At 40.8% G+C, this 23,356-nt stretch carries 26 protein-coding genes; 12 read left to right on the forward strand and 14 right to left on the reverse strand.

Annotated features, from left to right (window positions below):
* Nucleotides 1–6 precede the first annotated feature (6 nt).
* The 4 genes from V2H41_RS08410 to V2H41_RS08425 all read left to right on the forward strand — a co-directional run bounded on the left by V2H41_RS08410 (nucleotide 7) and on the right by V2H41_RS08425 (nucleotide 3,911).
* Nucleotides 7–789, forward strand: a complete 783-nt coding sequence (locus V2H41_RS08410) for an alpha/beta fold hydrolase (protein WP_330974700.1) — start codon at nucleotides 7–9, stop codon at nucleotides 787–789.
* Nucleotides 790–819: 30 nt separating this feature from the next.
* Nucleotides 820–1,479, forward strand: coding sequence for a CBS domain-containing protein (locus V2H41_RS08415; protein WP_330974701.1), 660 nt, complete (start codon nucleotides 820–822; stop codon nucleotides 1,477–1,479).
* A 70-nt stretch (nucleotides 1,480–1,549) separates the two neighbouring features.
* The gene (locus V2H41_RS08420) at nucleotides 1,550–3,016 is read left to right on the forward strand and encodes a POTRA domain-containing protein (protein ID WP_330974702.1); all 1,467 of its coding nucleotides are present in this window, start codon (nucleotides 1,550–1,552) and stop codon (nucleotides 3,014–3,016) included.
* Between the two features lie 7 nt (nucleotides 3,017–3,023).
* Nucleotides 3,024–3,911: an NAD kinase gene (locus tag V2H41_RS08425; protein WP_330974703.1), complete on the forward strand. Its 888-nt coding sequence runs from the start codon at nucleotides 3,024–3,026 to the stop codon at nucleotides 3,909–3,911.
* 19 nt (nucleotides 3,912–3,930) lie between these two features.
* Here V2H41_RS08425 and V2H41_RS08430 read toward each other — a convergent pair whose 3' ends face one another.
* From V2H41_RS08430 to V2H41_RS08445, 4 genes are all read right to left on the reverse strand, one after another.
* Nucleotides 3,931–4,197, reverse strand: a complete 267-nt coding sequence (locus V2H41_RS08430) for a hypothetical protein (RefSeq protein WP_330974704.1) — start codon at nucleotides 4,195–4,197, stop codon at nucleotides 3,931–3,933.
* Nucleotides 4,198–4,330: 133 nt separating this feature from the next.
* Nucleotides 4,331–4,660, reverse strand: coding sequence for a hypothetical protein (locus tag V2H41_RS08435; RefSeq protein ID WP_330974705.1), 330 nt, complete (start codon nucleotides 4,658–4,660; stop codon nucleotides 4,331–4,333).
* Between the two features lie 94 nt (nucleotides 4,661–4,754).
* Nucleotides 4,755–5,375, reverse strand: coding sequence for a ribonuclease HII (locus tag V2H41_RS08440; protein ID WP_330974706.1), 621 nt, complete (start codon nucleotides 5,373–5,375; stop codon nucleotides 4,755–4,757).
* Entirely contained in the window at nucleotides 5,372–6,283 is a 912-nt protein-coding gene (locus V2H41_RS08445) for a diacylglycerol/lipid kinase family protein (RefSeq protein ID WP_330974707.1), read from the reverse strand. The genes V2H41_RS08440 and V2H41_RS08445 overlap by 4 nt, the downstream gene beginning before the upstream one ends.
* A gap of 136 nt (nucleotides 6,284–6,419) precedes the next feature.
* Here V2H41_RS08445 and V2H41_RS08450 point away from each other — a divergent pair, with 136 nt between their 5' ends.
* On the forward strand, nucleotides 6,420–6,770 hold the full coding sequence (locus tag V2H41_RS08450) for a phage holin family protein (protein WP_330974708.1): 351 nt from the start codon (nucleotides 6,420–6,422) through the stop codon (nucleotides 6,768–6,770).
* A 92-nt stretch (nucleotides 6,771–6,862) separates the two neighbouring features.
* Here the strand turns inward: V2H41_RS08450 and V2H41_RS08455 are convergent, their stop codons facing one another.
* Both V2H41_RS08455 and V2H41_RS08460 read right to left on the reverse strand, forming a co-directional pair.
* On the reverse strand, nucleotides 6,863–7,294 hold the full coding sequence (locus V2H41_RS08455) for a Fur family transcriptional regulator (RefSeq protein WP_330974709.1): 432 nt from the start codon (nucleotides 7,292–7,294) through the stop codon (nucleotides 6,863–6,865).
* 5 nt (nucleotides 7,295–7,299) lie between these two features.
* The gene (locus V2H41_RS08460; RefSeq protein WP_330974710.1) at nucleotides 7,300–7,914 is read right to left on the reverse strand and encodes an SCO family protein; all 615 of its coding nucleotides are present in this window, start codon (nucleotides 7,912–7,914) and stop codon (nucleotides 7,300–7,302) included.
* Nucleotides 7,915–8,080: 166 nt separating this feature from the next.
* On the opposite strand from V2H41_RS08460, the gene V2H41_RS08465 reads away from it, so the two are divergent.
* Genes V2H41_RS08465 through V2H41_RS08475 form a run of 3 tightly spaced genes read left to right on the forward strand, consistent with a single transcriptional unit; the run spans nucleotide 8,081 to nucleotide 10,581 of the window.
* Entirely contained in the window at nucleotides 8,081–8,344 is a 264-nt protein-coding gene (locus V2H41_RS08465) for a phosphopantetheine-binding protein (RefSeq protein ID WP_330974711.1), read from the forward strand.
* Nucleotides 8,345–8,351: 7 nt separating this feature from the next.
* Complete coding sequence (locus V2H41_RS08470; RefSeq protein WP_330974712.1) at nucleotides 8,352–9,542, forward strand: beta-ketoacyl-[acyl-carrier-protein] synthase family protein; 1,191 nt, start codon at nucleotides 8,352–8,354, stop codon at nucleotides 9,540–9,542.
* Between the two features lie 7 nt (nucleotides 9,543–9,549).
* On the forward strand, nucleotides 9,550–10,581 hold the full coding sequence (locus V2H41_RS08475; RefSeq protein ID WP_330974713.1) for a beta-ketoacyl synthase chain length factor: 1,032 nt from the start codon (nucleotides 9,550–9,552) through the stop codon (nucleotides 10,579–10,581).
* On the opposite strand, the gene V2H41_RS08480 is transcribed toward V2H41_RS08475, so the two are convergent.
* The 3 genes from V2H41_RS08480 to V2H41_RS08490 form a co-directional block, all read right to left on the reverse strand.
* Nucleotides 10,571–11,659, reverse strand: coding sequence for a metallophosphoesterase (locus tag V2H41_RS08480; protein ID WP_330974714.1), 1,089 nt, complete (start codon nucleotides 11,657–11,659; stop codon nucleotides 10,571–10,573). The two genes, V2H41_RS08475 and V2H41_RS08480, sit on opposite strands and share 11 nt — an antisense overlap.
* A gap of 205 nt (nucleotides 11,660–11,864) precedes the next feature.
* Entirely contained in the window at nucleotides 11,865–12,077 is a 213-nt protein-coding gene (locus V2H41_RS08485) for a hypothetical protein (protein ID WP_330974715.1), read from the reverse strand.
* 214 nt (nucleotides 12,078–12,291) lie between these two features.
* Nucleotides 12,292–13,080: a carboxylesterase family protein gene (locus V2H41_RS08490; RefSeq protein ID WP_330974716.1), complete on the reverse strand. Its 789-nt coding sequence runs from the start codon at nucleotides 13,078–13,080 to the stop codon at nucleotides 12,292–12,294.
* Nucleotides 13,081–13,282: 202 nt separating this feature from the next.
* Here V2H41_RS08490 and V2H41_RS08495 point away from each other — a divergent pair, with 202 nt between their 5' ends.
* Genes V2H41_RS08495 through V2H41_RS08505 form a run of 3 tightly spaced genes read left to right on the forward strand, consistent with a single transcriptional unit; the run spans nucleotide 13,283 to nucleotide 15,971 of the window.
* Nucleotides 13,283–14,296 carry an aldo/keto reductase gene (locus V2H41_RS08495; RefSeq protein WP_330974717.1) on the forward strand — a complete coding sequence of 338 codons (1,014 nt, stop codon included), beginning with the start codon at nucleotides 13,283–13,285 and terminating at the stop codon, nucleotides 14,294–14,296.
* 32 nt (nucleotides 14,297–14,328) lie between these two features.
* Nucleotides 14,329–15,339, forward strand: coding sequence for a zinc-binding alcohol dehydrogenase family protein (locus V2H41_RS08500; RefSeq protein ID WP_330974718.1), 1,011 nt, complete (start codon nucleotides 14,329–14,331; stop codon nucleotides 15,337–15,339).
* 44 nt (nucleotides 15,340–15,383) lie between these two features.
* Nucleotides 15,384–15,971, forward strand: a complete 588-nt coding sequence (locus V2H41_RS08505) for a TetR/AcrR family transcriptional regulator (RefSeq protein WP_330974719.1) — start codon at nucleotides 15,384–15,386, stop codon at nucleotides 15,969–15,971.
* Nucleotides 15,972–15,991: 20 nt separating this feature from the next.
* Here the strand turns inward: V2H41_RS08505 and V2H41_RS08510 are convergent, their stop codons facing one another.
* From V2H41_RS08510 to V2H41_RS08520, 3 genes are read right to left on the reverse strand one after another with little or no spacing between them, the layout of a single operon-like run.
* The gene (locus V2H41_RS08510; RefSeq protein WP_330974720.1) at nucleotides 15,992–16,366 is read right to left on the reverse strand and encodes an ApeI family dehydratase; all 375 of its coding nucleotides are present in this window, start codon (nucleotides 16,364–16,366) and stop codon (nucleotides 15,992–15,994) included.
* Nucleotides 16,356–17,120 carry a polysaccharide deacetylase family protein gene (locus tag V2H41_RS08515; RefSeq protein ID WP_330974721.1) on the reverse strand — a complete coding sequence of 255 codons (765 nt, stop codon included), beginning with the start codon at nucleotides 17,118–17,120 and terminating at the stop codon, nucleotides 16,356–16,358. Before V2H41_RS08515 ends, V2H41_RS08510 begins: the two co-directional genes overlap by 11 nt.
* Entirely contained in the window at nucleotides 17,114–18,148 is a 1,035-nt protein-coding gene (locus tag V2H41_RS08520) for a beta-ketoacyl synthase N-terminal-like domain-containing protein (RefSeq protein WP_330974722.1), read from the reverse strand. Before V2H41_RS08520 ends, V2H41_RS08515 begins: the two co-directional genes overlap by 7 nt.
* 163 nt (nucleotides 18,149–18,311) lie before the next feature.
* Between V2H41_RS08520 and V2H41_RS08525 the strand changes: the two genes are divergently transcribed.
* Nucleotides 18,312–19,676, forward strand: a complete 1,365-nt coding sequence (locus tag V2H41_RS08525; RefSeq protein ID WP_330974723.1) for a TrpB-like pyridoxal phosphate-dependent enzyme — start codon at nucleotides 18,312–18,314, stop codon at nucleotides 19,674–19,676.
* 62 nt (nucleotides 19,677–19,738) lie between these two features.
* Here the strand turns inward: V2H41_RS08525 and V2H41_RS08530 are convergent, their stop codons facing one another.
* Nucleotides 19,739–21,772, reverse strand: coding sequence for a family 10 glycosylhydrolase (locus V2H41_RS08530; RefSeq protein WP_330974724.1), 2,034 nt, complete (start codon nucleotides 21,770–21,772; stop codon nucleotides 19,739–19,741).
* Between the two features lie 61 nt (nucleotides 21,773–21,833).
* Nucleotides 21,834–23,303: a TolC family protein gene (locus tag V2H41_RS08535; RefSeq protein WP_330974725.1), complete on the reverse strand. Its 1,470-nt coding sequence runs from the start codon at nucleotides 23,301–23,303 to the stop codon at nucleotides 21,834–21,836.
* Nucleotides 23,304–23,356 lie beyond the last annotated feature (53 nt).

The raw sequence follows: 23,356 nt of genomic DNA on the forward strand, positions 1-23,356 counted from the left end.
CTATAGATGCAATACGAAATAAAACAACACGACAAATTCAGTTTTATTGAGGAAGGAGAAGGACAACCCCTCGTGTTGTTGCATGGTCTTTTTGGTGCATTGAGCAACTTTACCGAGCTTATTCATTTCTTTAAGCGTTATAATAAGGTAGTTGTTCCAATGCTTCCGCTGTTGGATATGGATATTTTGCATACCAGCGTAAGCGGTTTAGCCAAGTATCTGCACAAGTTTATCGAACTGAGGGACTATAAAAATATTCATCTACTAGGTAACTCATTGGGCGGCCACGTAGGGCTAGTATACCTGTTGAAATACGAAAACAAAAATCGTGTGAAAACGGTAACCCTTACAGGTAGCTCAGGACTCTTTGAAAGTGCCATGGGGGATAGCTACCCCAAAAGAGGCGATAGGGAATATATTCGCAAAAAAACAGAGTATACTTTCTATGACCCGGCTATGGCTACCGAAGAGTTGGTAGACGAGGTTTTTTCCATCACCAACAATCGCCTCAAGGTTATCAAGATTATTGCACTAGCCAAAAGTGCTATCCGCAACAATCTTGAAAAGGAATTACAAAATATTCAAATTCCGGCCCTATTGATATGGGGAAAAAACGACAATGTAACGCCTCCCTTTGTAGCCGAGGAGTTTCATAAGTTGTTGCCCAATAGCGAACTGCATTTTATAGACAAATGTGGCCACGCCCCCATGATGGAAGTTCCCGACGAATTCAACCGGATATTATTTAATTTCCTAAAAAAACACTCCGCGATTGCAACAGAAGCCTGAAGATTTTAGTCTTATAATAAAAAAGGCACTATGTTAGTAAATAATTTATCCTACGAACAACTACCTCAGATCCGGTTGTCTGACAGGGTAGATTATGTTCTGGAACAAATGTACCAATGCCATGTACAGGAACTTCCGGTGGTGGAAAATGAGGAGTTCGTAGGATTGATACGCGAGGAAACCCTACTGAACGCCGATGAAACCCAGATCATTAAGGATATCGCACACAAACTCATCCAAATATCCATTAATGTCAATGACCATCTGTTAAAAGCCGTGTCATTGGCAGTAACGTCACACCTGAGCATCCTGCCGGTTACTGATGTAGACCATCATTTTAAAGGGGTTGTAGAATCTTCCAAACTACTAGCAGAAGTTGCCGGATTTATGGAACTGGAAGAGCCCGGCGCACTTATTGTTCTGGAAATTGACTCCATACAATACTCCTTCTCAGAAATTACACGGCTTGTAGAGTCTAACGATGCCCAGATTACGCAACTCAACACTACCCGAGATAAGGAAACAGGAAAAATGTTCATTACGCTTAAGGTAAATAAGCTTGAAGTATCGGATATTGTCGCTACCTTTCAGCGATACGATTATCAAGTAAAATACTATTTTGGTGAAGAGCTGTATGCCAATGAGCTGAAGAGCAACTATGAGAACTTGATGAGTTATCTCAACGTTTAATGCACCACCAGTAAGTATCACTGAAGATCTGTGAGGTAGCATGCATTTTATTAACATTAAAAAATATTTGTTGTGGCTCTTAATAATTTTCGGCACCTGTACAACAGTTGTTGCTCAGGAGGATACTACACGCATTGAACACCAGGAAGATATTGAAAGCAATCCTTCTCCCATTGCACCTAACAGCTTTAGTCTCGACAGTCTAAAAGATATCATTGGCGATAAGCAACTTTACGTTCGTAGTATCATCATCGAGGGCAATAAACGCACACGTCCGGCCATATTACTTCGCGAGCTACCTTTTAAGGAAGGCGATAGTGTGCGCTTATACCACTTGCCCGAAATCTTTGCGCAGTCCAAAATACAAATCATGAATACCACGCTTTTCCACCGTGCGGAAGTATTCATAAAAAATGTTGAGGATGCCAATATCGATGTAGGCATTTTTGTAAAGGAAAAATGGTATATCTATCCAATTCCTTATGTAAAACCTATCGACCGCAACTTGAACGAATGGCTTTTTGAAAACTCAGCCAGTATTCAAAGACTTGATTATGGTATTAAACTGAACTATGATAACCTTACCGGAAACAACGACAAACTGCGCTTTTTTCTGATTACCGGTTATACACGACAACTATTACTGAGCTATACTACACCCTATGTAGATAAAGACATGAAATGGGGTGCCAGCATTAATCTATCGCTTGGGAAAACGCATGAAATCAATGCCACTACTCTTAACGATAAACAGCTATTTATAAAAGATACCGCCGATTATATCCGCAACTTTTTCAAAGGTACCGTTGAGGCAACCTATCGTCCTGCTTTTTTCACTAAACACTTTTTTGGCTTTGGTTACAATGTGGTGCGAGTGGGAGATTCCGTTCTTATCACCAATCCCAATTATTTTAAAAACGGAGCAAAGAAAGTTTGGTATCCGGAGTTTTACTACCGGCTTCTCTACCAAAACTTGGATTATATACCCTACCCCACCAGCGGTCATGCAGGCGAGTTATTTGTTACAAAGCAAGGAGTAAATTCCAAACACAACCTCTGGCAAATTACGGCTAAGGCGCAAGGCTACTGGCATCTGGGATATCGAACCTTTTACAATATTTCAGCATTAGGTACAGTAAAGTTTCCCTTCAAACAACCTTATTATAATTTACCAATTCTGGGCTATAACGATATGAACCTGCGCGGCTATGAACCTTATGTGGTGGACGGTGTAGCCGGAGGACTCGTAAATGTGACGCTTTTCAAACAGCTTACTAATTTCAGTTTTAGTATTCCAGCCCTCAGATGGCTTACCGACCGTTTGATCCCATTAAAGATATATGGAAAAGTTTACGGCAATGCCGGTTATGTGTATCATCCCGAACCGGGTGATAACAGACTGCCCAATCGATTGTTGCTGGGTGGAGGTGTAGGCTTTGATCTATGGACCGTAAACGACTTTACTTTTAAGTTTGAGTTTTCGTTTAACCAATTAGGACAAAACGGGTTATTTTTACATAAGAAGACATTATTTTAATCAAGGAATGAAAGTAGCGGTATACAGCAGAGGCATCGCCCCCTCTACATACGAGGATGTTAAAACATTCTTCGAAGAACTGAGGCATTACAAACTCAAGTATGTGCTTTATAAACCCCTGTATGAAGAACTAAAAGAGCCTTTGAACCTGAGCGACCGCACACCTACTTTTACCGTATCGGAAGACCTTGACAGTGATGTGGAGTTTATTATAGGACTGGGAGGAGACGGTACTTTACTAGATACCATCACGCTGATTAAGGATAAACCCATTTCGATAATGGGAATTAACTTTGGCAGATTGGGCTTCCTCTCTAGCATAGGACGCGATAATCTGGCCCTTGCTATAAAAGCGCTGGCGCTTCGCACTTATATCAGTGAAAAAAGAACACTCATACATGTAGATGCAGATGTCCCCATTTTTGGCGATATCCCCTTTGGTCTCAACGAATTTGCCATTCACAAACGCGATACTGCATCAATGCTGAAAATTCACACTTACATCAATGGTGAGCTGCTCAATACATATTGGGCCGACGGCATCATTGTATCTACGCCTACGGGCTCTACAGGTTACTCATTAAGTTGTGGTGGACCTATTGTGTTTCCAGACTCTGAAAACTTTGTCATCACACCTGTAGCCCCACACCACCTCAATGTGCGCTCGCTGGTAGTGAACGATAACAGTATTATTTCTTTTGAAATCGAGAGCCGATGGGACGAAATTATCTGTGCGCTGGATTCTCGTAAAGAAATTATTTCCAAAAACGTTTCTCTAGCCGTACGAAAAGAAAAGTTCTCCGTAAATCTGATTCGCTTAAGTGAGAACAATTTCTTGCATACCATTCAAACCAAGCTCATCTGGGGACTTGATAGAAGAAACCCTTATCCCTAATTTGTCCAGCATCAGTTTTTTACAGCACTATGGGAGGTAGATTAATAACTACTACCCTTTGGGGATGGGTGCGATAATACTTGTTGGAATAATAGTGCGGATGTGGAGGATGCACTTTTCTTTTTATATGATGCTTATGCGCCTTCGCTATCTTTTTATGATGTTTGTGAATCACCTTGTGCGGATGTGGAGGATGAGGCGGCAAGGGAGGTCTTACTTGCGAAAATGCATCACTATAAATCAGCGTAACCAATACAACCGATGCGATTACTATAAGTTTTTTCATACCGATAAATTTTACCAATCAACTAATAAATGTTTTATCCTTCCTACTTATAGACAGGTATAATTATCTGTATGGTTGCATTGTATATGCCTCCCCATCTGCGTTGGACGGGCATTAGCTGATACTCAAAGAATTATTCGTCTTCTTCAGCAGCTTCTTTTTCTTTTTTCTTTTTCTTAAAAGGACTAGGAGGCTTAGGAGGACCGCTCTTTTTTACAGTCTCACCTTTTTCTTTTGCTTCTTTTTCGGCTACACGTTTTTCATGCTCCGTCTTCCAAAAATCACGCTGCGCTTCACCGAAACGTCGCATGGCCGATTTTTTCTTCTCATGCCGACTTTCTGGATCTTCCGACTTTTTAGCAGGTTCAGCTTTTGTTTCTTCGGAGGAAGATTTCTCTGCAGACTGAGCCCACACCGTACTCGTAGCAAAACCTAAGAAGGCAATCATTAAAAATGCTTTCATCTTACAGTGTTTTTAATAGGTAACTAAATACGACAATCTTTTCCACTTCAAATATTTTGCCTAAATACCCTAAAACCTAAAGCTGTCCGAAATTTTACTCGAAAAAACTTAATTGAGATGGTGTAATACGAAAACTTTTGCGATGATGAATGGAGAGCCCGTTGTCTTCTATGGCTTTTCGGTGCTCGGCAGTACCGTATCCTTTATTGGCGTACCAGTTGTACTGCGGAAATTGCTCGTGCAGTTGGCACATATATGCATCTCTATAGGTTTTAGCTAAAATACTGGCTGCTGCTATATGCGCATAGCGGCCATCGCCTTTCACAATACACTGATGTGGAATGTTTTGATAGGAGATAAAATAATTACCATCCACCGAAATAAATTCAGGGCGTATATGTAGTCCGTCTAATGCCAGATGCATGGCTTTTTGAGATGCTTTAAGGATATTAATACTATCAATTTCATCTACATCTACCATGGCCACACTGTAGGACAGCGCATGTTCTTCTATATAAGTTTTCAGCGTTTCTCGCACCTTCGCTGATACTTGTTTGCTATCGTTTAGCAATGGATGATAAAAATCTTCGGGTAAAATAACTGCAGCTGCAAATACAGGTCCGGCGTAGCAGCCCCTACCCGCCTCATCACATCCGGCGTCGAGTACTCCTTGTTGATAACGGTTGGGCAATGTTACACCTGCATTCTTTTTCATATAGATTTTTTTCCTACGAGCAATTTAAAACAATCGGGCTGTATAACCACATGCAATTTGTATTGCGTTTCCGCAGGATCACCATCAATATGCACCGGCGCATTATCGATATTCTCTATCGTTAATTCATCCGTCTGAAAATAAATCACGCCTTTGTTGGCATCGATACTTTCTTTCGCCTGTAAAGAATTTAGCCCACCAACCTGTTTAATCGTATTGTACAACAGCGTAAACTTAGGCTGGTCAGTAACGATAACGACGTCCAGCAAGCCATCGCTGAGCGATGCTTTAGGAGCAATGGTAAAATTATTGCCAAACTGATTACTGTTAGCGATACTGATAAAATAGGCACTGGTAGAAAAACTCTTATTCTTAAGCTTAATCTTAAACGAATAGGCTTTAGCTGAAAAAAAATTGGTAAATATTTTTTTTATGTACGTTGTAAGTCCGCGCTGATTGGCTTTTGCAAAATCATGCGCTACCTGTGCATCGAAGCCAATGCCGCATAACATGCAAGCAAAATGCTTGTTCACCCGGAAGCCATCCACACGATGGGCCTGATTATTAAAAATCACATCCAGTGCTTTGTGTGGCGTTTTAGGAATGCCGGCACTAAAAGCCAATCCGTTTCCCGAACCGCATGGGATGACACCAAACTGAATGGGCAAATGCATCAGACTATCAACCACCTGACTTACAGTTCCGTCTCCTCCTACAATGACGACATCGGTAATACCTTCTTCAATTATTATCTGCTCGATATAAGAATAATCCCCGCTGGCTACCGAAGGCATAAATTGAAAATCGATGCCTGCCTTTGCCGTTTCCTTCGCAATGATGTTTTGAACACGTTGTTTTGAACGTGTACCCGAAATCGGATTGATGATATATATAATCTTACGATGCACGGTGCAAATGTATTTTATATTCGATATATATGTGGGGCTCGTTTACGTGGGCACACGTTTGTTCTTTTAATGTGAAAAGATGAATATCAAATCATTCAGCGATAGTATTTATCTTTATACTCTAAAACTAAGTTAAATGAACTTCATTTTAAAAGTGCTGATTACCGGGGTTATAGCCTATTTGCTGCAGGGTATTTTGAGCGGCGTGCATTTCAAAGACATGAAAACAGCAGCACTTTTTGCGCTGGTTTTGGCACTCTTGAATGCTATTGTAAAGCCCATTCTAGTAATTTTAACCATTCCGGTGACGATGATTACGCTGGGGTTATTTTTACTAGTAATTAATGCATTAATGGTAATGCTAGCAGAAAGTTTTTTTAATGGAGCTCAGGTAGATGGATTTTGGTGGGCACTGGCATTCAGTATTTTACTATCGATAGGCTCCTCCATCTTATATTCGCTTTTGGGAGGTGGTTCTAAAAATTAACAAAAGGCTGCTGAAAATTTTTGGCAGTCATTTTAAAATATTCTAGCTTGCAAACAGTCAAAACATTAATCAGAAGTCTTGATGTTTCTACATCAGGGCTTTTTTATTGCAGCACAATCTTTACATATACCTTTAGCAACAACTTCCACTTGTGATAGAATATAGCTTTCGGGCAAATGCACTTGCGGCGTTATCACATTATCTAAACAATAGGTAGTATTACATCGTTCGCATACAAAATGTATGTGATGGTCATGATGATGGCCCTCGGTACATTCGTTTCTACACAAAGCATATTTCACTGAATTATCTGTAGAAGGAATAACATGAATGAGTCCTTTTTCCACAAATGCCTGTAGGGTGCGGTAAATGGTAACTCTATCGAAATGTTCTCCTGTACCTTTTTCAATATCTGAATGAGCGAGTGCCCCATCGCTATCGAGAAATAACTGCAATATCTTCTGCCTTCCCGGTGTAACGCTGAGGTTACTTGCTCTCAATATGGATGCAGTATCATTCTTCATAAGTGCTATAACTTTCGTGTAAGCTCTTTGCGAACATCTTTTATCAGCGCATTCACTTCTTTTTGTTTTAGGCCATCATAAATAGCAATCACTTCGCCTTTGCGATTTACCAATGCCCAAAACTGACTATGTATGAAGTCGTCCTCTATGCTTACCAGATTATTATTTACATCATCTATTGAATAACTAAAGCGAGCCATGTTGTATAAGCTGTCTTTCCTGCCTGTAAGAAAAACCCATTTTTGGGTATCCACATTCAGCGAATCAGAGTACACTTTTAGCCTTTCGGGGGTATCGGTATCCGGATCACATGTATAGGAAAGAATTAAAAAATCGGGTTCGTTTTTCAGCTCGGCATACACTTTTTTCATATTATCGTTCATCATTGGGCATATACCCGGGCAAGTAGTAAAGAAAAACTCAGCCACGTACACTTTCCCATCTACCTCTTTATTGGTAAACGGTTTTCCATCCTGATTGGTAAAGCTAAAAGGTTGTACAATGCTTATGGGTTCCAGTTTTCTGTCGTTATAACCCGGTATAAGCCAGGACACTATAGCATAAAAAATAACGGTTAGACCCGAAAAAAATACCAGATAATAAATAAGTTTCTTACGCACTTCGATTGCTTTTAATTATGCTGCAAAGTTACCACATAGTTGTCAAGTAGCCATTCTTTTTAACTTTTTGGAAAATCGGCATATATATTGAAATTACTAGATCAATAATTGAAAGGATTTGTAGTGAAGTTGTTATTTTTGAGGATTGACATTATAAAAAAATAATATGGAAAGAGAAGCGCTGAAACAGCAGGTCAAGGAACAGATTGTCAAGTTTTTAAATCTGAATACCGTAAATCCTGCTGATATTAAAGATGACGAACCTTTGTTTGGAGAAGGCCTCGGGCTCGACTCTATCGATTCGATAGAACTGATTGTTATGCTATCAAGAGAATACGGCATCAATATTCAGGACCCCAAGGAAGGCCGTAAAGTTCTTACCAGCGTAAACACAATGGTCGATTATATTGAGCAGCATCGCACAAAATAATTTTCCATTGAGCAGGGTTGTTGTTACAGGAATGGGACTTATCACAGCTGTCGGCGATTCGGCAGCGGCCAACCGCCATGCCCTTATCAATAAGCAAAGTGGTATTGGGAAAGCTACCTATGTGCAGTCCCGATTTGTGGATATTTTACCATTGGCAGAAGTAAAGCATGCTACAGAGGAGCTTGCTGCTCAACTGAATATTTCTCAGCCGGGTATTACGAGAACCGATTTACTGGCCTTATATGCCTTACAACAAGCCATTGCCGATGCCGCCCTCTCCGAAGACTTACTGCAAGAAAAAAGTACGGCACTTGTAAATGCCTGTACGGTGGGCGGTATGTGTCTAACGGATATTATGTACGAAGATGCCAATCGGAAAGATGGTAAAGGTTCGGCATATATACACGCCTACTCTAACAGCGCTAACACCACGCTATTACAACAATACTATGCTATTGGCGGGGTCATCAATACGTTTAATACAGCCTGCTCCTCTTCGGCCAATGCTATTATGTACGGAGCCCGCTTGATTCAGCATGGTTTTGCCGAAAGGGCCATTGTAGGAGGTGTAGACAGCTTATCTAAATTCACTATCAACGGATTTAATGCTTTAATGATATTATCGGATGCTCCCTGCCGCCCCTTCGATGCGCATCGAAAGGGTTTAAACCTAGGAGAAGCTGCTGCTTTTCTTGTTTTAGAAAAAGAAGAAGCCGCAAAGCATAAAAAGGCTTATGCCGAAATAAAAGGCTACGGCAACAGTAATGATGCTTTTCACCCCTCCTCTACATCCGATACAGGAGACGGCCCCTATCTTAGCATGCAGAGAGCGCTAATTACTGCAGGACTTAAACCTGCTGATATTGACTTTATCAATGCCCACGGAACGGCTACAGAAAACAACGACGAAACGGAAAGTGTGGCAATGATAAGGCTTTTCGAAAAGCCTCCTGCATTTGCTAGCACTAAGTCTTTCACTGGACATACCCTCGGAGCGGCCGGAGCTGTGGAAGCAGTGTATAGTGTGTTGAGCCTATATCATCAAGAAGTATATCCTTCCTTAAATTTTGAAGAGCCTATACCTACTACCCGATTGGTTCCTAACAGAGAATATCAAAAGCAACCCTTGCGGCACGTAATGTCTAATTCTTTTGGATTTGGCGGCAATTGTACATCCTTGATATTTTCAAAATTGTAAACAGTACATGTATATTCATCAATATACCTGCATATCGCCACAACAAAAAGACGAAAACGTCAATCTGGAACATATTGTACCGTCGCAAGATGGTAAATATCTTGCCCAAGAACCCGTATTGCAAGGTGTACCGCCGGGCATGGTGCGCCGCATGAGCAAATCGGTAAGGATTGGTATTGGCGCCGGACTGCCGCTGATAAAAGATAATAAACCCAATGGCATTATCATAGGAACCGCCAATGGCGGCATGGAAGACTGCATTAAATTTTTAAATCAGATAATAGATTTCGAAGAAGGGCTGCTAACTCCAGGTACCTTTGTACAAGGTACGCCCAATGCCATTGCTGGACAATTGAGCTTGATTACCAAAAATCAAAACTATAATGCTACTCATGTGCATAACGGATTGTCCTTTGAGAATGCATTGCTAGATGCGTTTATGCTGATAAAAGACAATCCTCAAACATCTTATTTGCTGGGGGGCGTAGATGAAATTTCATCTTATAATTATAACATTGAAACGCTGGGAGGGTGGTATGATACCAGACTTACCAATGAAAACTTGTACATGGCCCAATTGCCCGCTACCATTGCCGGAGAAGGAGCCACCATGTTTATGGTGAGCGGTGTGCCCCACAATGCGGTGGCACGAGTATCCGCCATAGAGTTTTTTCATGCTACTGATGCTACATATGTACAACAGCGCGTGGCTGATTTTTTGAAACAGCATGATGTAGCCCTAAATGAAACTATTTTTATCAGCGGTGAAAACGGAGATGTTCGCGCGTTACCGTTTTATGAACATTGCGAAGCAATATTAGACACTTTCATCCCTATTATTCGATTTAAACACATTGTAGGAGAGTACCCCACAGCTATAGCATACGGTTTGTGGCTGGCTTGTCACATGCTGCAAACACAACAACCCCTTCCTACTCATTTTTACAAAAGAAAAGGGACCGATATTCCCATTAAAAACTTTCTATTATACAACCACTATCACGGCAAACAGCACAGCTTAATGCTGGTTACTGGATAAGATCGGCCAACAGTCGTTCTTCAAGGATGATGCGTGAAGGAGGTTCTGCTTTGTTTTGCCATTTTATCAAGCGGATATAACCTTCTTCCAGTTCTATTCCCGTTATATCACCATCCGAATAACAACAACAGCCTGTATTAAAATAGGTGGGTACAATTTTAGTGTAATCTTCATCAAGCGTATCAAACCGCCTCTCATACTTCTTTATTTCATCATTGATTTTGGCAAGCGCATCCTCGTCCTGTTGCGATTCGGCAAACTTCATTTTCCGATGGAGGCGCTCCAGATGTGTTAACGATTCAAAAACGGGTTGATGGGTATGTCCCGTAATGAGTATCATATTCTGTTGCGTAGCGCTCCATTGATACATAATTTCATTGTGAATCGTTTTTTTATACGCATCGTTCGATGGCTCATTGGGATTAATCCGCAAAAATGCCTGTAGCGGAGCCCAGATGCGGGCTATAAAAAACTTGGCAAACCAGCTACCGTCGCTATTGGAATCGCCCTGGTGCCCATGCGTACAAAATATATGCAGAGGCTTTCCCTTCACCTCCATCTGCAAAACGGCCCCTTCATATATGGGCACTTCACTACCATAAATCGTTCTCAATTCTAAGGAAGCCAAAGGATCGTTCGCCCAATACAAATCATGATTTCCGAAGATCTTAATGAATGCTTTACGTTCTAAAAACCTTCTTTCGGCTTCAAAAGTATTGGCATATGCTTTCTTTACTTGCCAGAAAAGGTTTTCCCAAAGTTCTTCACTATCTCCCAGTGCTATAAAACAAAACTTTTTTTGCTCATAATACTCCAAAGCTGCCATGTAGCTTTTTTCGGATGCTACAAAATCGTCTGCACCATTTCTATTACCTTTATGCTGATCTGAAAAAATAATAAAGCGGTCTCTAAACGGGTCTATTGGAATAAAAGGTCCTTTCTTGCCTGGATCTTCAATAATATCGTTATACAGCTTTGAAAGTGCATGATAAATCCTGTCTTTATCCGGCCGAGAAGAGAACTTTTCGGAAAGCCAAAGAATGGGTTTTCGGAGCAGCTGCTGCAGGAGCGTACGCATAATCAAAAATAAGAACCCCTCGGTTTAATAATGCACCTCGTTTGCACATTGCTCGCTATACCAGTGCCCCAGCTATAAACCATAGCTCATTCTTTCTCAATGAAAATCCGTAGCAATACAACAATAAATTTTCGTAAACGGCTGCAATCGGGGAATATATCTGTTTCAGATTAGGGTATAATGGATTTTAATAAACATTCACCAATTAAAAAACCGGTCCGTAGCGCAATTTTTTATTACGCTTTGAAGGATACTTATCGGGAAAGATAATATCATGAGCAAGCTCATATCCTTCTTCTGAAGCTGCAGAAAGTCTTTCAAACGCCCTACGTCTGCGTCTTTCACAAACCTCTTTAGCAACAGCCGCAGCTGCCAGTCCTAATACAATCGCTAATCCCAATACTGTATACTTCTTCATTCAATAAATCTTTACACGATAAACAAAATAACTTACTCAGCAAACAAGAAATAAGGATGGTTTATCACAAAAACCGATATATGATAATGCAGGCATATATCGGAGTCAGGCCCTACCAAATTTACTTAAAAAAACGCATCAAACCATCAACATAAGCGTCTTTTTTCATAGGGCATTTCTTACCCATATAACAAATTTTAGGAGTGTTGGTTCGTTATTTTCTTTTACAGCTGAAAAGCCATGGAAGTAGCTCGGGTTCGGCAAATGTGGCATCCCAGCTATTGTGATTAGCTTCCGGATATAACGTAAACTTAACATCTACTTTTTGGCTCTTCATAGCAGTCACCATTGCTTCAGAGTATTTCGGTGGTACAACATCATCTTTTGCTCCGTGAAACACCCACCATTTTACCGATTTTAAATTTTTAGCAATAATAGGATTAGCACCGCCACAGATAGGTACTGCAGCAGCAAACAAATCGGGTTTTCTGTTTACCAGTTCAAAGGTTCCCATACCTCCCATACTTAATCCCATTACATATACCTGCTTTTTTTGAATAGGATACTGCACCATTAACTGCTCTAGCAATCCCATTACAAGTTTCATAGCTACTGTAGGCGTTCCACCATCCTCAAAGTCAAAGCGACGGCCGTTTTCATCACTGCTTATTTTTACATTACTCCAGAAGGACGCTCTACTACATTGCGGAAATACAACGATGGCCGGAAATTGGCTACGATTTTCTTTTTGGAGAAATAATGCTGCTCCATGAGTGAGTTGTTTCTCATTATCACTACCACGTTCTCCCGCCCCGTGTAAAAACAGCACCAGCGGATATTTCTTGCTGGCATCGTAATTTTCAGGTAACAACACACGATAAGGTAAGGTGTCGCTTCCCTGAACAAAAGAATGTTTTTCAAATAGCTCAAACTGCTGAGCCTGTAATCCAGTCCATGACAACAGCAAACAAGGAAGGATTAGTAGCAATGCAATCTTTTTCATATTTCAAATTTTGATAATCGAAATAAATATCACCCTATTACTCTTAAGGCAAACAGTGTACCGATTCTTTCGGTGGTTATTGCAATTTAATTTGCATTCTGCATAATTATACGAATATTCCCAATTTCATACGGTCTTAACATTCTCAGACAATTATCTTTGTGGGAATCTCTCAACTTACAAAATCTGAGCACGTAGTTATATGAATATCGATATACCTAAGGTGATATCCGGAACCAGTCTACTGGGCAATCTTTACAGAGAACTACCACATGATGCAAAAAAGGCCATTGTGGCTGCTTATATAGAAGCTTGTGAGGGGACACCCATGTTTGATTGTGCCGGTAAATATGGCGCCGGCTTGGCTCTGGAATCACTGGGCAAATGCTTAAAAGAGCTAGCGGTTGAGAAAAACAAAGTACTTATCAGCAATAAACTAGCTTGGGTAAGAAAACCTCTAACCACACCCGAACCTATGTTTGAACGAGGTATCTGGCACAATCTCACCCATGACGCGGAACAAAACATCAGTTACAAAGGCATTTTACGCTGTTTTGAAGAGGGGAATGAACTATTGGGTGATTATAGGGCACAAATAGTTTCGGTACATGACCCGGATGAATACCTCGCAGCAGCTAAGGACGAAAACGATTATAAAAAACGATACAATGATATCATTGAAGCTTATCAGGCCTTGGTCGAATTGAAAAATAAGGGAATGGTAACAGGTGTAGGCATTGGTGCCAAAGACTGGAAAGCCATACAGTTGATATCAAAAGATATTCAGCTGGATTGGGTAATGATAGCCAATAGCTATACAATTTATAGCCATCCAAAAGAATTGATAGATTTTATAGCCTGGCTGCATCAACAAGGTATTACGATTATCAATTCCGCAGTTTTTCACGGCGGATTTCTGATGGGCAGTGATTATTTCAATTATGTACAGCTGAATAAAGATCTTCCTGAACATAAAAAGTATTACGACTGGCGCGATCGGTTCTTTACACTGTGTAAAGCCTACAATGTCGAACCAGCAGCAGCAGCTATTTACTTTGCCCTTCATGTACCGGGAATAAAAAGTATTGCGTTGAACAGTAGTAATCCCGATCGGGTAAGACAAAACATCGCTATGGCTAATATTGAAATTCCGAGAGATTTCTGGAACAGAATGAAAGAAGATGGCCTGATCGATGAAGATTATCCTTATTTATAATTCCTTATAAAAATATTGCGCAAAAGACAAAAATGAAAACATTAATCTGCTCCGCTCCTCGACAATTTGAATACGCACAAATTCCAGAACCGGAACCCATAAAAAATCATGCAATCATCAAAATAAAACGTGTAGGTATTTGCGGTACCGATTTGCACGCCTACGAAGGTACTCAGCCTTTTTTCAGCTACCCACGCATTTTAGGCCACGAGCTTTCTGGAGAAATCGTGGCGTGTGATGATACAGCATTCAAAATAGGAGACGCTGTTACGATTATGCCCTATTTTAGTTGTGGTAGCTGTATTGCCTGTCGTCGCGGTAAACCCAACTGTTGTGCACAAATCAACGTTTTTGGTGTGCATATCGACGGCGGTATGAAAGAATACATATCAGTCCCAACCCAATATCTCATCCACGGCGAAGGTTTAAATTATGATGAGTTAGCCCTGGTAGAACCACTTGCTATTGGTGCACATGGGGTGAGAAGAGCGGGTTTACAACCCGAAGATTTTGTTCTCGTAATCGGTGCGGGACCCATAGGTATCGGAACGATGGAGTTAGCTGCCGTATCCGGCGCAAAAGTGATTGCATTAGATATTAATGAAACCCGACTGAAGTTCTGTAAAGAGCAGCTTGGTGTACATGCTACGATCAATGCAACGGACAATAATGCATTGGAACAAATAAAAGCACTCACTAACAATGATATGCCTACTACAGTTATTGATGCAACAGGCAACCTCAAAGCCATTAATAACGGCATTCATTATCTAGCCCACGGAGGTAATTATGTGCTGATCGGTTTACAAAAAGAAGCTTTTTCTTTTAGTCATCCAGAATTTCATAAAAGAGAAACTACGCTCATGAGCAGCCGCAACGCTACCAAAGAAGATTTTAAATTTGTAATTGCAAACCTGAAAGCAGGAAAAATTAATCCGAAAAATTATATAACACATACTGTAACCTTCGACGAAGTGAAGGAGCATTTTGAATCTTGGTTACGCCCAGAAACAGGCGTTATTAAAGCCATGGTGCATTTGTAATAATTTCATTGACTTCATTGGTATAAAAAAGTTAGTTTTGGCCTATGGATACCGTTGATCGCAAAAGGTCTGCAAAAAAGGAACTCATTCTTAAAACGGCGGCAACAATGTTTCGAGAACGAGGTTTTGCTGCCAGCTCCATGCGCGATCTGGCAGAGAAAATCGGCATTGAAGCAGCCAGCCTGTACAACCATATTCAGTCCAAGGCTCAAATCTTGGAAGAGATCATCACCGGCGTAGCAGAACTGTGCAAAAACCATCTAATCAATATCGACAAAAACAATAGCACTTCGCTGCAAAAGATCGAATCTTTAATACGCTTCCACACCAACATGATGATTCATCATTTCGAAGAGTACTCCGTAATGGTGAACGAATGGATGCATCTCGAAAAGGACAAACTTAATCTGTTTGCACAAGCAAGAAGAGAGTATGTAAAACGTATGGAAGCGATCGTGCAGGAGGGCATTGATAAAGGAGAATTAAAGCCTATAATGCCTTATGTAGTAGTATTGAATATTCTGTCTGCTGTAAGAGGATTGGAATTCTGGCATCGTAGTGCAAAAAGTCATTCTGCAAAAGAGATAGAAGAGAACATGGTAGCACACCTGATTGGCGGCATCAAAAGATAATGTCTTTACTGTGAAGACCTTCAGGATAAGGAAAGTACTTTAAAGTTGCCGTTCATTTTTAGATAAACCACCTCCCCACTGCTGATAACAGCATTACAACCGATGTCAGCTGCGCTGGCATTGTAGTCTATTGTCACCGTAAGTAGATTGGTTTTTTCAGGATCAATCATCCGCAAAAATTTACACACGCCGGCTTCAGATAGCAATAACGGTTTGCCTACACCTCGTTCCAGCATTTCTTTTACAATCTGTAGCTGACACACGCCCGGAAGTACCGGCTGGCCGGGAAAATGACCGGCAAATATTTTATGTGTGGCATTAATAGTAATGATGGCGATAATTTTATTTCCTTCGTGAGTATAACTATCCAGCGTGTATAAATTTTCAATCAGCATAAGGCGGCAAATTTATGAGATTAAACAATGGTACTACTTCAAATCCCTGTTCTTGCACATACTCCAAAAAACGTGGTAATACCTGTACTGTTATAGCACTGCAGTCGTGAAACAAAAATATGGCTCCCGGTTTTAAAAATCGTTTTAATCTTAAAAACAACCTTTCTTCATCTTGAATCATCGTGTCCAGACTTCTTGCGCTCCACCCTATCGCCGTATAATTCATTTGCTGCAATGCTTTTTTCATAGGAGGTGTGGTAACACCGTACGGTGGACGAAACCATTTTATATTTACGCTCAACTCTTTTTGGAAAAGTTCGTGTACCTGCTGCAAGTCGGCCTGCATTTGCCGAGCAGTAAGCAAATCAAACCAAAATCCGTGCGCATAACTATGCGAGCCGATATGATGGCCTTGTTCATATATCTGCTTTAATAATAGCGGATGAGATGCAGCATTTTTACCAATACAAAAAAATGTGGCTTTCACATTGTACTTTAGGAGTAGCTCTAGAATCTGTGGGGTAAACTGTTGTTGCGGACCGTCGTCGAAGGTAATGGCAATTTTTTTTTCGTTTGTACTACCGCTGCAGATGGTTTTTACGAAAAACTGCGAGTGAATCGAATAGCTGCCGTAAAAAAGAATAGAGAGATATACTACCAACAGCAATAAATACCATCCCCAACCAACATTTGTGGTGATAAGCAATATTAGTACTACTGCAAATGCAACTGTTGTATTTCTGAAATTCAGCATGCAGATAAAAGATACAACACCGGATAATGCTGCATGTAGTTATTATAAATCAGCACACGTTTTACGGGCTTATTTTGATAAACACCTCTGTTTATAATACAATAAGCCATCCACACTGCAAAAGCCGCAGCTGTAGGATATTCTCCGCAAAACTGTTTATACGTTATAACTGTATGATCCGAAAACAATTGCTGCTGTATGGCTTCATAATGCCGATCTTCTCTTTCATCGCCGTTATTACCCATAATCACCAGATCAATTGCCGAAGGTGCTAACTCACGCTGAGCTAAAAAATTACTAATAATGTCCGCAGCATCTCTTTGGGGTTTATACAGATTTTCAAATGCGGAAAGCGCTACTGCTTTTCCTTTCTGTTTATCTGTACTTAATACGAAAAATGCAGCCCCTTCTCCTGCCATGGTTCCTTTAGTACCGCTGCCTATGAGGGAGAGATTATCACCCGAAGTTTTGTACAACCCAAAACGCTTTAAAATAGCGTGGCTTTTATCAATGATTTCATCTGCAGCACCTACCAGCACATACTTTGCATCGCCTTCTTCCAATAAAGAGCGCGCATCAGTCAATGCCGATTCGAAAGAGGCGCCACGATGCACATAAGTATTGTTGTAGCTGTGGCATTGTAGCATCAGTGCAATTTGTGCTGCCACAGTGTTATGCGTAGATTGAATAAAAGCTGTGGGTGATAATAAGGTTTCTTTGAACTCTACCATTCGAGAAAGAAACTGCTCCGTATCGGCTAAGCAACCGTAAGCAGTACCGGTAATAATGGCATCGGGTTCTTTAATTTCGGCTTGCTGCAATGCTTCTGATGCAGCCGCAACGCCCATTTTGATAATACGGCTCATGCGGCGAATCAATTTCGCGTCTACATATTTTGTATAATCAGGCTCCACACACGCTAACCGATCACCATTATAACGAACGGGTTCCTGCAGCATTTGCTCAAACGAAACCTGAGGTGACACGGCATAGGCCGCATTGATATAAACGGGTTGCTGTAAAGACATGATGCTAAGATATGCTGCGAATTTATAATAAAGCCGCTAGTTACACGAATAATATCTATACCCTCCTTGATATTGTTGTTCTAACATAAATCTGGTATCCATACTCACTATTTGAGTATAATCAAATATATTTGATAGAAATAGTAAATAACGATTATTTCATATGAAAACAAGAAAAATTACACTTTCGGAACAGGAGATTCCGGAACACTGGTACAACATTGTGGCCGACATGCCCAACAAGCCTTTACCTCCTCTTCATCCCGGTACAAAAGAGCCTATCGGTCCTGAAGCACTGGCGCCGCTTTTTCCACAAGAGCTAATTCAGCAGGAAGTTTCCACTGAAAAATGGATTTCCATTCCGGAAGAAGTTCGCAATATATATAGCATCTGGAGACCTACTCCCTTATTCCGTGCATATGAACTGGAAAAAGCTTTAGATACTCCTGCAAAAATTTATTATAAATACGAAGGAGTAAGTCCTGCAGGGTCACACAAGCCCAATACGGCCGTACCACAGGCTTATTACAATATGAAAGAAGGCGTAAAGCGCATTACCACCGAAACGGGGGCCGGCCAGTGGGGTAGTGCTTTGAGCTTTGCCTGCAATATTTTCGGCCTAGAGTGTGAAGTGTATATGGTAAAGCTTTCTTACGAACACAAGCCTTATCGAAAAGTAATGATGAATACTTGGGGCGCTAAAGTAATTCCCTCTCCTTCTGAGTTTACCGAAGCGGGCAGAAAGATTTTGGCAGAAGACCCTAACAGTCCCGGCTCTTTAGGCATTGCAATTTCTGAAGCAGTAGAAATGGCGGCCCAGCGCGAAGACACCAAATATGCATTGGGAAGCGTATTGAACCATGTATTGCTGCATCAAACCATTATCGGACTAGAAGCCTATAAACAACTGGAGAAAGCAGGAGATTTACCAGACGTGGTGATTGCACCCTTCGGGGGAGGCTCCAATTTTGCGGGCCTTTCTTTCCCGTTCCTACGTCTCAATTTTGATGAAGGCAAAAAAATTCGTTGTATCGCTAGCGAACCCACTTCTTGTCCGAAACTTACGCGTGGTGTATTCCGTTATGATTTTGGCGATACTGTAGGCATGACTCCTTTATTACCTATGTATACGTTAGGCCACAATTTTGTGCCGGCGCCTATTCATGCGGGGGGATTGCGTTATCATGGAGCAGGAGCCATCGTAAGTCAGTTACTGAAAGATGGATTGATCGAGGCTCAGGCACACGATAACGTTGAGGTTTTTGAAGCCGGTATCAAATTTGCTAAAGCCGAAGGTATCATTCCTGCTCCTGAAGCTACACATGGTATCGCCACAGTTATCCGAGAAGCGGAGCGCTGCAAACGCGAAGGCAAAAGCGAAACCATTTTATTCAACCTTTGCGGACATGGTAATTTTGATATGAAAGCCTATCAGGATTATTTCGAAGGTAAAATTGTACGTCATGAACTTACAGACGAAGACATTCAAAAATCACTGGCAGCACTGGATACTCCTGTTATAGGATAATGTCGCAGCTTATTCAAATAAAAAGCGAGCTTTAACGGCTCGCTTTTTATTATCTGCATTTGTCATGCTCTTTGTAAAAGTTGTTTCACTCGGTTCACAATCGTTCCATTTTGAAAATATGGGTAAATGTTTTTCCCAGGACAATTTGTAATCTTACTATAGTCACGGTGAGTGGCAATATTATCGGGACTGATGTTGTATTTTATGCAGAAATGCACAATTAAATTAGTAAGAACATCCACTAAATGCGGCGTTAGCTCCTGACGTTCATAATTTCCCAGAAAACAAATGAGCAGATGACCGGTAGGGTCATATTCTGTGTTCGTTTCTCCAACAGTTAACGGATCGCGCCCTTCGTATACAGTGCCATCAGGAGCAATTAAATAGTGATATGGAATATCCGCCCAGTTGCGATCGGGCCCCATACACCACGTCTGAACATTTTTCAATCTAATGGTTGCATCAGCCGTATCGGCCAATACTTTACCTCCCTCGTGATGAACAGTAATACGCACAGGCTGGTGCTTTTTATAGGGTTTTGGAGTGCTGGCATGCCAGCTACTTCGTGGCATAATTCGTACAACATTGGGGAATACTTCATGCTTTTCACTTTCATTGCCACAGCGATCTACTGCCGAAACAGCAACGCCATTAAGTGTTTGTCCATCTTTTACAGCAGATAATGTTACTGTATTATTTATCTTACTAAGAATCTGATACTCCCATTTACTTCCATACTTGCAATATACAACCCAAAGAAAAACGTCATTAGGATCACTGTGCGTCCAAGAAGCGGTCACACTGTCTGCTGTTTTACTTAACGTAACGGAAGGTGCTAACGGGGGCTGATTATCAAGCCAAGGACTGGCAGGAATTAAAGCTTGTTTTTGGTACGGACCTTCCTTCAAGGCTTTTGTTAAACCGGGGTTTCTGGTAACAGAAGAAATACTCCAATGAATCACACCGCTACTTTTAGGCAACATGCCGCGAGCAATCATAATCTGATTTAACACCTCTGTTGTGTTACGTACGCTGGTATCTCTTCCTACACTAATGCCTGGCCACAAGTGTCTTTTCATCGTATTTTCACGTGCCCACCATCCCAATAATACGGGATAACTTTGTCCATACCGTGTAATAGGCCAATACAGTTGGGGAGCGAAGTAATCCACCCATCCTTTATTCCACCATAATTTGGCATCTGCATATAAAACATCGTATTGATCAAACCCCTCTACCGACTCTGGATAACCCGGTCTCCAGATACCAAAAGGACTTAGTCCGAATTTTACATGCTTCTTCTCTTTCTTTATTTCTGTGTACACACGCTGAATAAATTTGTTGACACTTTCCCTGCGCCAATCTCCTCGAGAAAGGGTGCCGCCTGATTGTTGATAACGTTTCCAGCTTACACTATCGGGAAAGTCTTCGTTATTATTATAGGAAGGATAAGGATAAAAATAGTCGTCAAAATGTACACCGTCAATATCGTATCGTTTTACAATATCCATTATCACGTTTACTCCATGATCTTGTGTTTCTTTCAATGAAGGATCGAACCACCAGTAACCTTCTTTAAGATGTACGACCAACTCGGGCTTTTTCTTTACAATAGAATGCTCACTTACTGGTCCGCCTGAAACATGGTGGGCTCGATAAGGATTTAGCCATACATGCAGCTCCAATCCGCGCTTGTGCGCTTCTTCAATCCAGAACTCCAGCGGATCGTAATACGGATCGGGAGCTTTTCCCTGCTCTCCGGTGAGGTAGTAGGACCACGGCTCTAACGAGCTTTTATACAAGGCATCGGCCTGCGGTCTTACTTGAAAAATCACAGCATTAAAATGATTGGCCTTAAGAAAATCAAGCAACGCAATAGCTTCCTGCTGCTGCTGTGCAGTAGAGAGTCCGGGCTTACTCGGCCAGTTGATATTCGCTACCGTAGCTACCCAGGCGGCACGAAACTCTCTAGGTGCCGAAGGTATGGCTGATGAATGTTGAACCGCAATAGATGCTTCTTTATTTTTTGTTTTGCCCGAAGAGGCGCAACCTGCAGCCATCAGCCACAAAAAGGCGATTAGGGGGAAGTATCTCATGTGCATATGCTTAAAGTAAAGGCTAAATTTATCGTTTTTATTAAAAAAAAGCGCTAATAGCCTATGACAGTTTATCCTCTTCATCGCGCAGCATTAGCCCTCCCAGAGCTTTAAATAATAATACATATAGCTTTGCTTGCTGTAGCTGATAATCCACTAAAAGTAAATCTGCATCCAGTTTATTTTTTTGAGATGTTAACAACTCAAGATAATTTGCAAACCCCGTGGTATATAAATCGTTTGAAATATGAATGGCCGAATCAAGATAAAGACTTTCTTGTTGTTTTAATGCCAAAATTTTTTCATATTGTCGAGCTTGGCCAATAATTGATTGTAATTCATTGTAAGAACGCGTAACAGCTTGCTGATATTTATAGAATGCTATCTGTTGTTCGTAATTGCGAATAGCAAACTGGCTTGCTAATTGTTTTTGTTGAAAAACAGGCATTGTTATGTTTCCTAATAATTGCCAAGCCATTGATGCCGGATTAATAAAGGTAGCTGCAGAAAAAGAGTTTAGCCCCCAGTAGCCGCCTAATTCTAGTCGAGGTAACATAGCTGAACGGGCTGCTTTGGCGTCTGCATGACTGGCTTGCAACTGATAATATGCTTGCTGTACATCAGGACGCTTGTGAATCAAATCTTCCAGATGTCTCAAATGCGTAAGCCATTCATGAGAAATATTTTTAAATGTAGTGTCGAATAATATATCTCCTTCGTACTCACCTATTAGACTCAGCAGCGCTCTCTCTGTTCTGATTTTTTCAGCGCGTACTTCTTCAAGATGGGCCTCACTATTCACAACGCTAGCCTGAAACTGCTTTACCGGCAACTCGGTAACCTTACCCACCTCACGTTGTATTTTAATAATGTTCAGAATTTCGTTTTGCAGAGTAACGTTTCTTTGCAAAATCTTTTCTTTATTATCGAGTGCAATCAAATCAAAGTATAAATCGGCAACTTGTCCCAGAATTTCATTTTGCATCAGCCGTAGCCCTTCTTTTGTAGAAAAATATTGCATTTGAGCCGATTCTTTCAGTTGTTTCAATCTACCCCACAAGTCAATTTCCCAACTTGTTTTTAAACCCAGCCAATGGTTGGGCGTAGGATTAGTTTTAATTTTCTGATCTTCTTCGATATTATCAGATAGGTTTGTATCAAAATTTCCTACACCTTCCATGGTATACTTACCATATTTAGTTCCAGAAGTTAGGGCATCTATACTTAAAATAGGAAAGAATGCTTTTCTACTTTGTTGTAGTACTGTACTCGCAATCCAAACATTTTGTTGGAGAATATGAATGTCTGGATTGTTTTTTTGTGCTTTCTTCAATAGTTGTATTAAATAATCATCTTTAAAAAATTGTTTTAATGTTAAGTCAGGAATATCCTGTGTAGTAGTTTGAGTTTCATGAGAAGGAATCTCCTTCAGTTGTGGAATTTGGGCTACTTGTGGTGTTTTACACCCCATTGTACCCATCCACAGTATACAATAGGCACTTCCAATATATGTATAAACATTACGTTTCATGTTTTATTCTTTCCGAGTTTTTGTTTTAAAAAATTCTGGCTTAAGGCAACTAT

This window comes from Niabella digestorum, from assembly GCF_036409055.1.
Classification (GTDB): Bacteria; Bacteroidota; Bacteroidia; order Chitinophagales; family Chitinophagaceae; genus Niabella; species Niabella composti.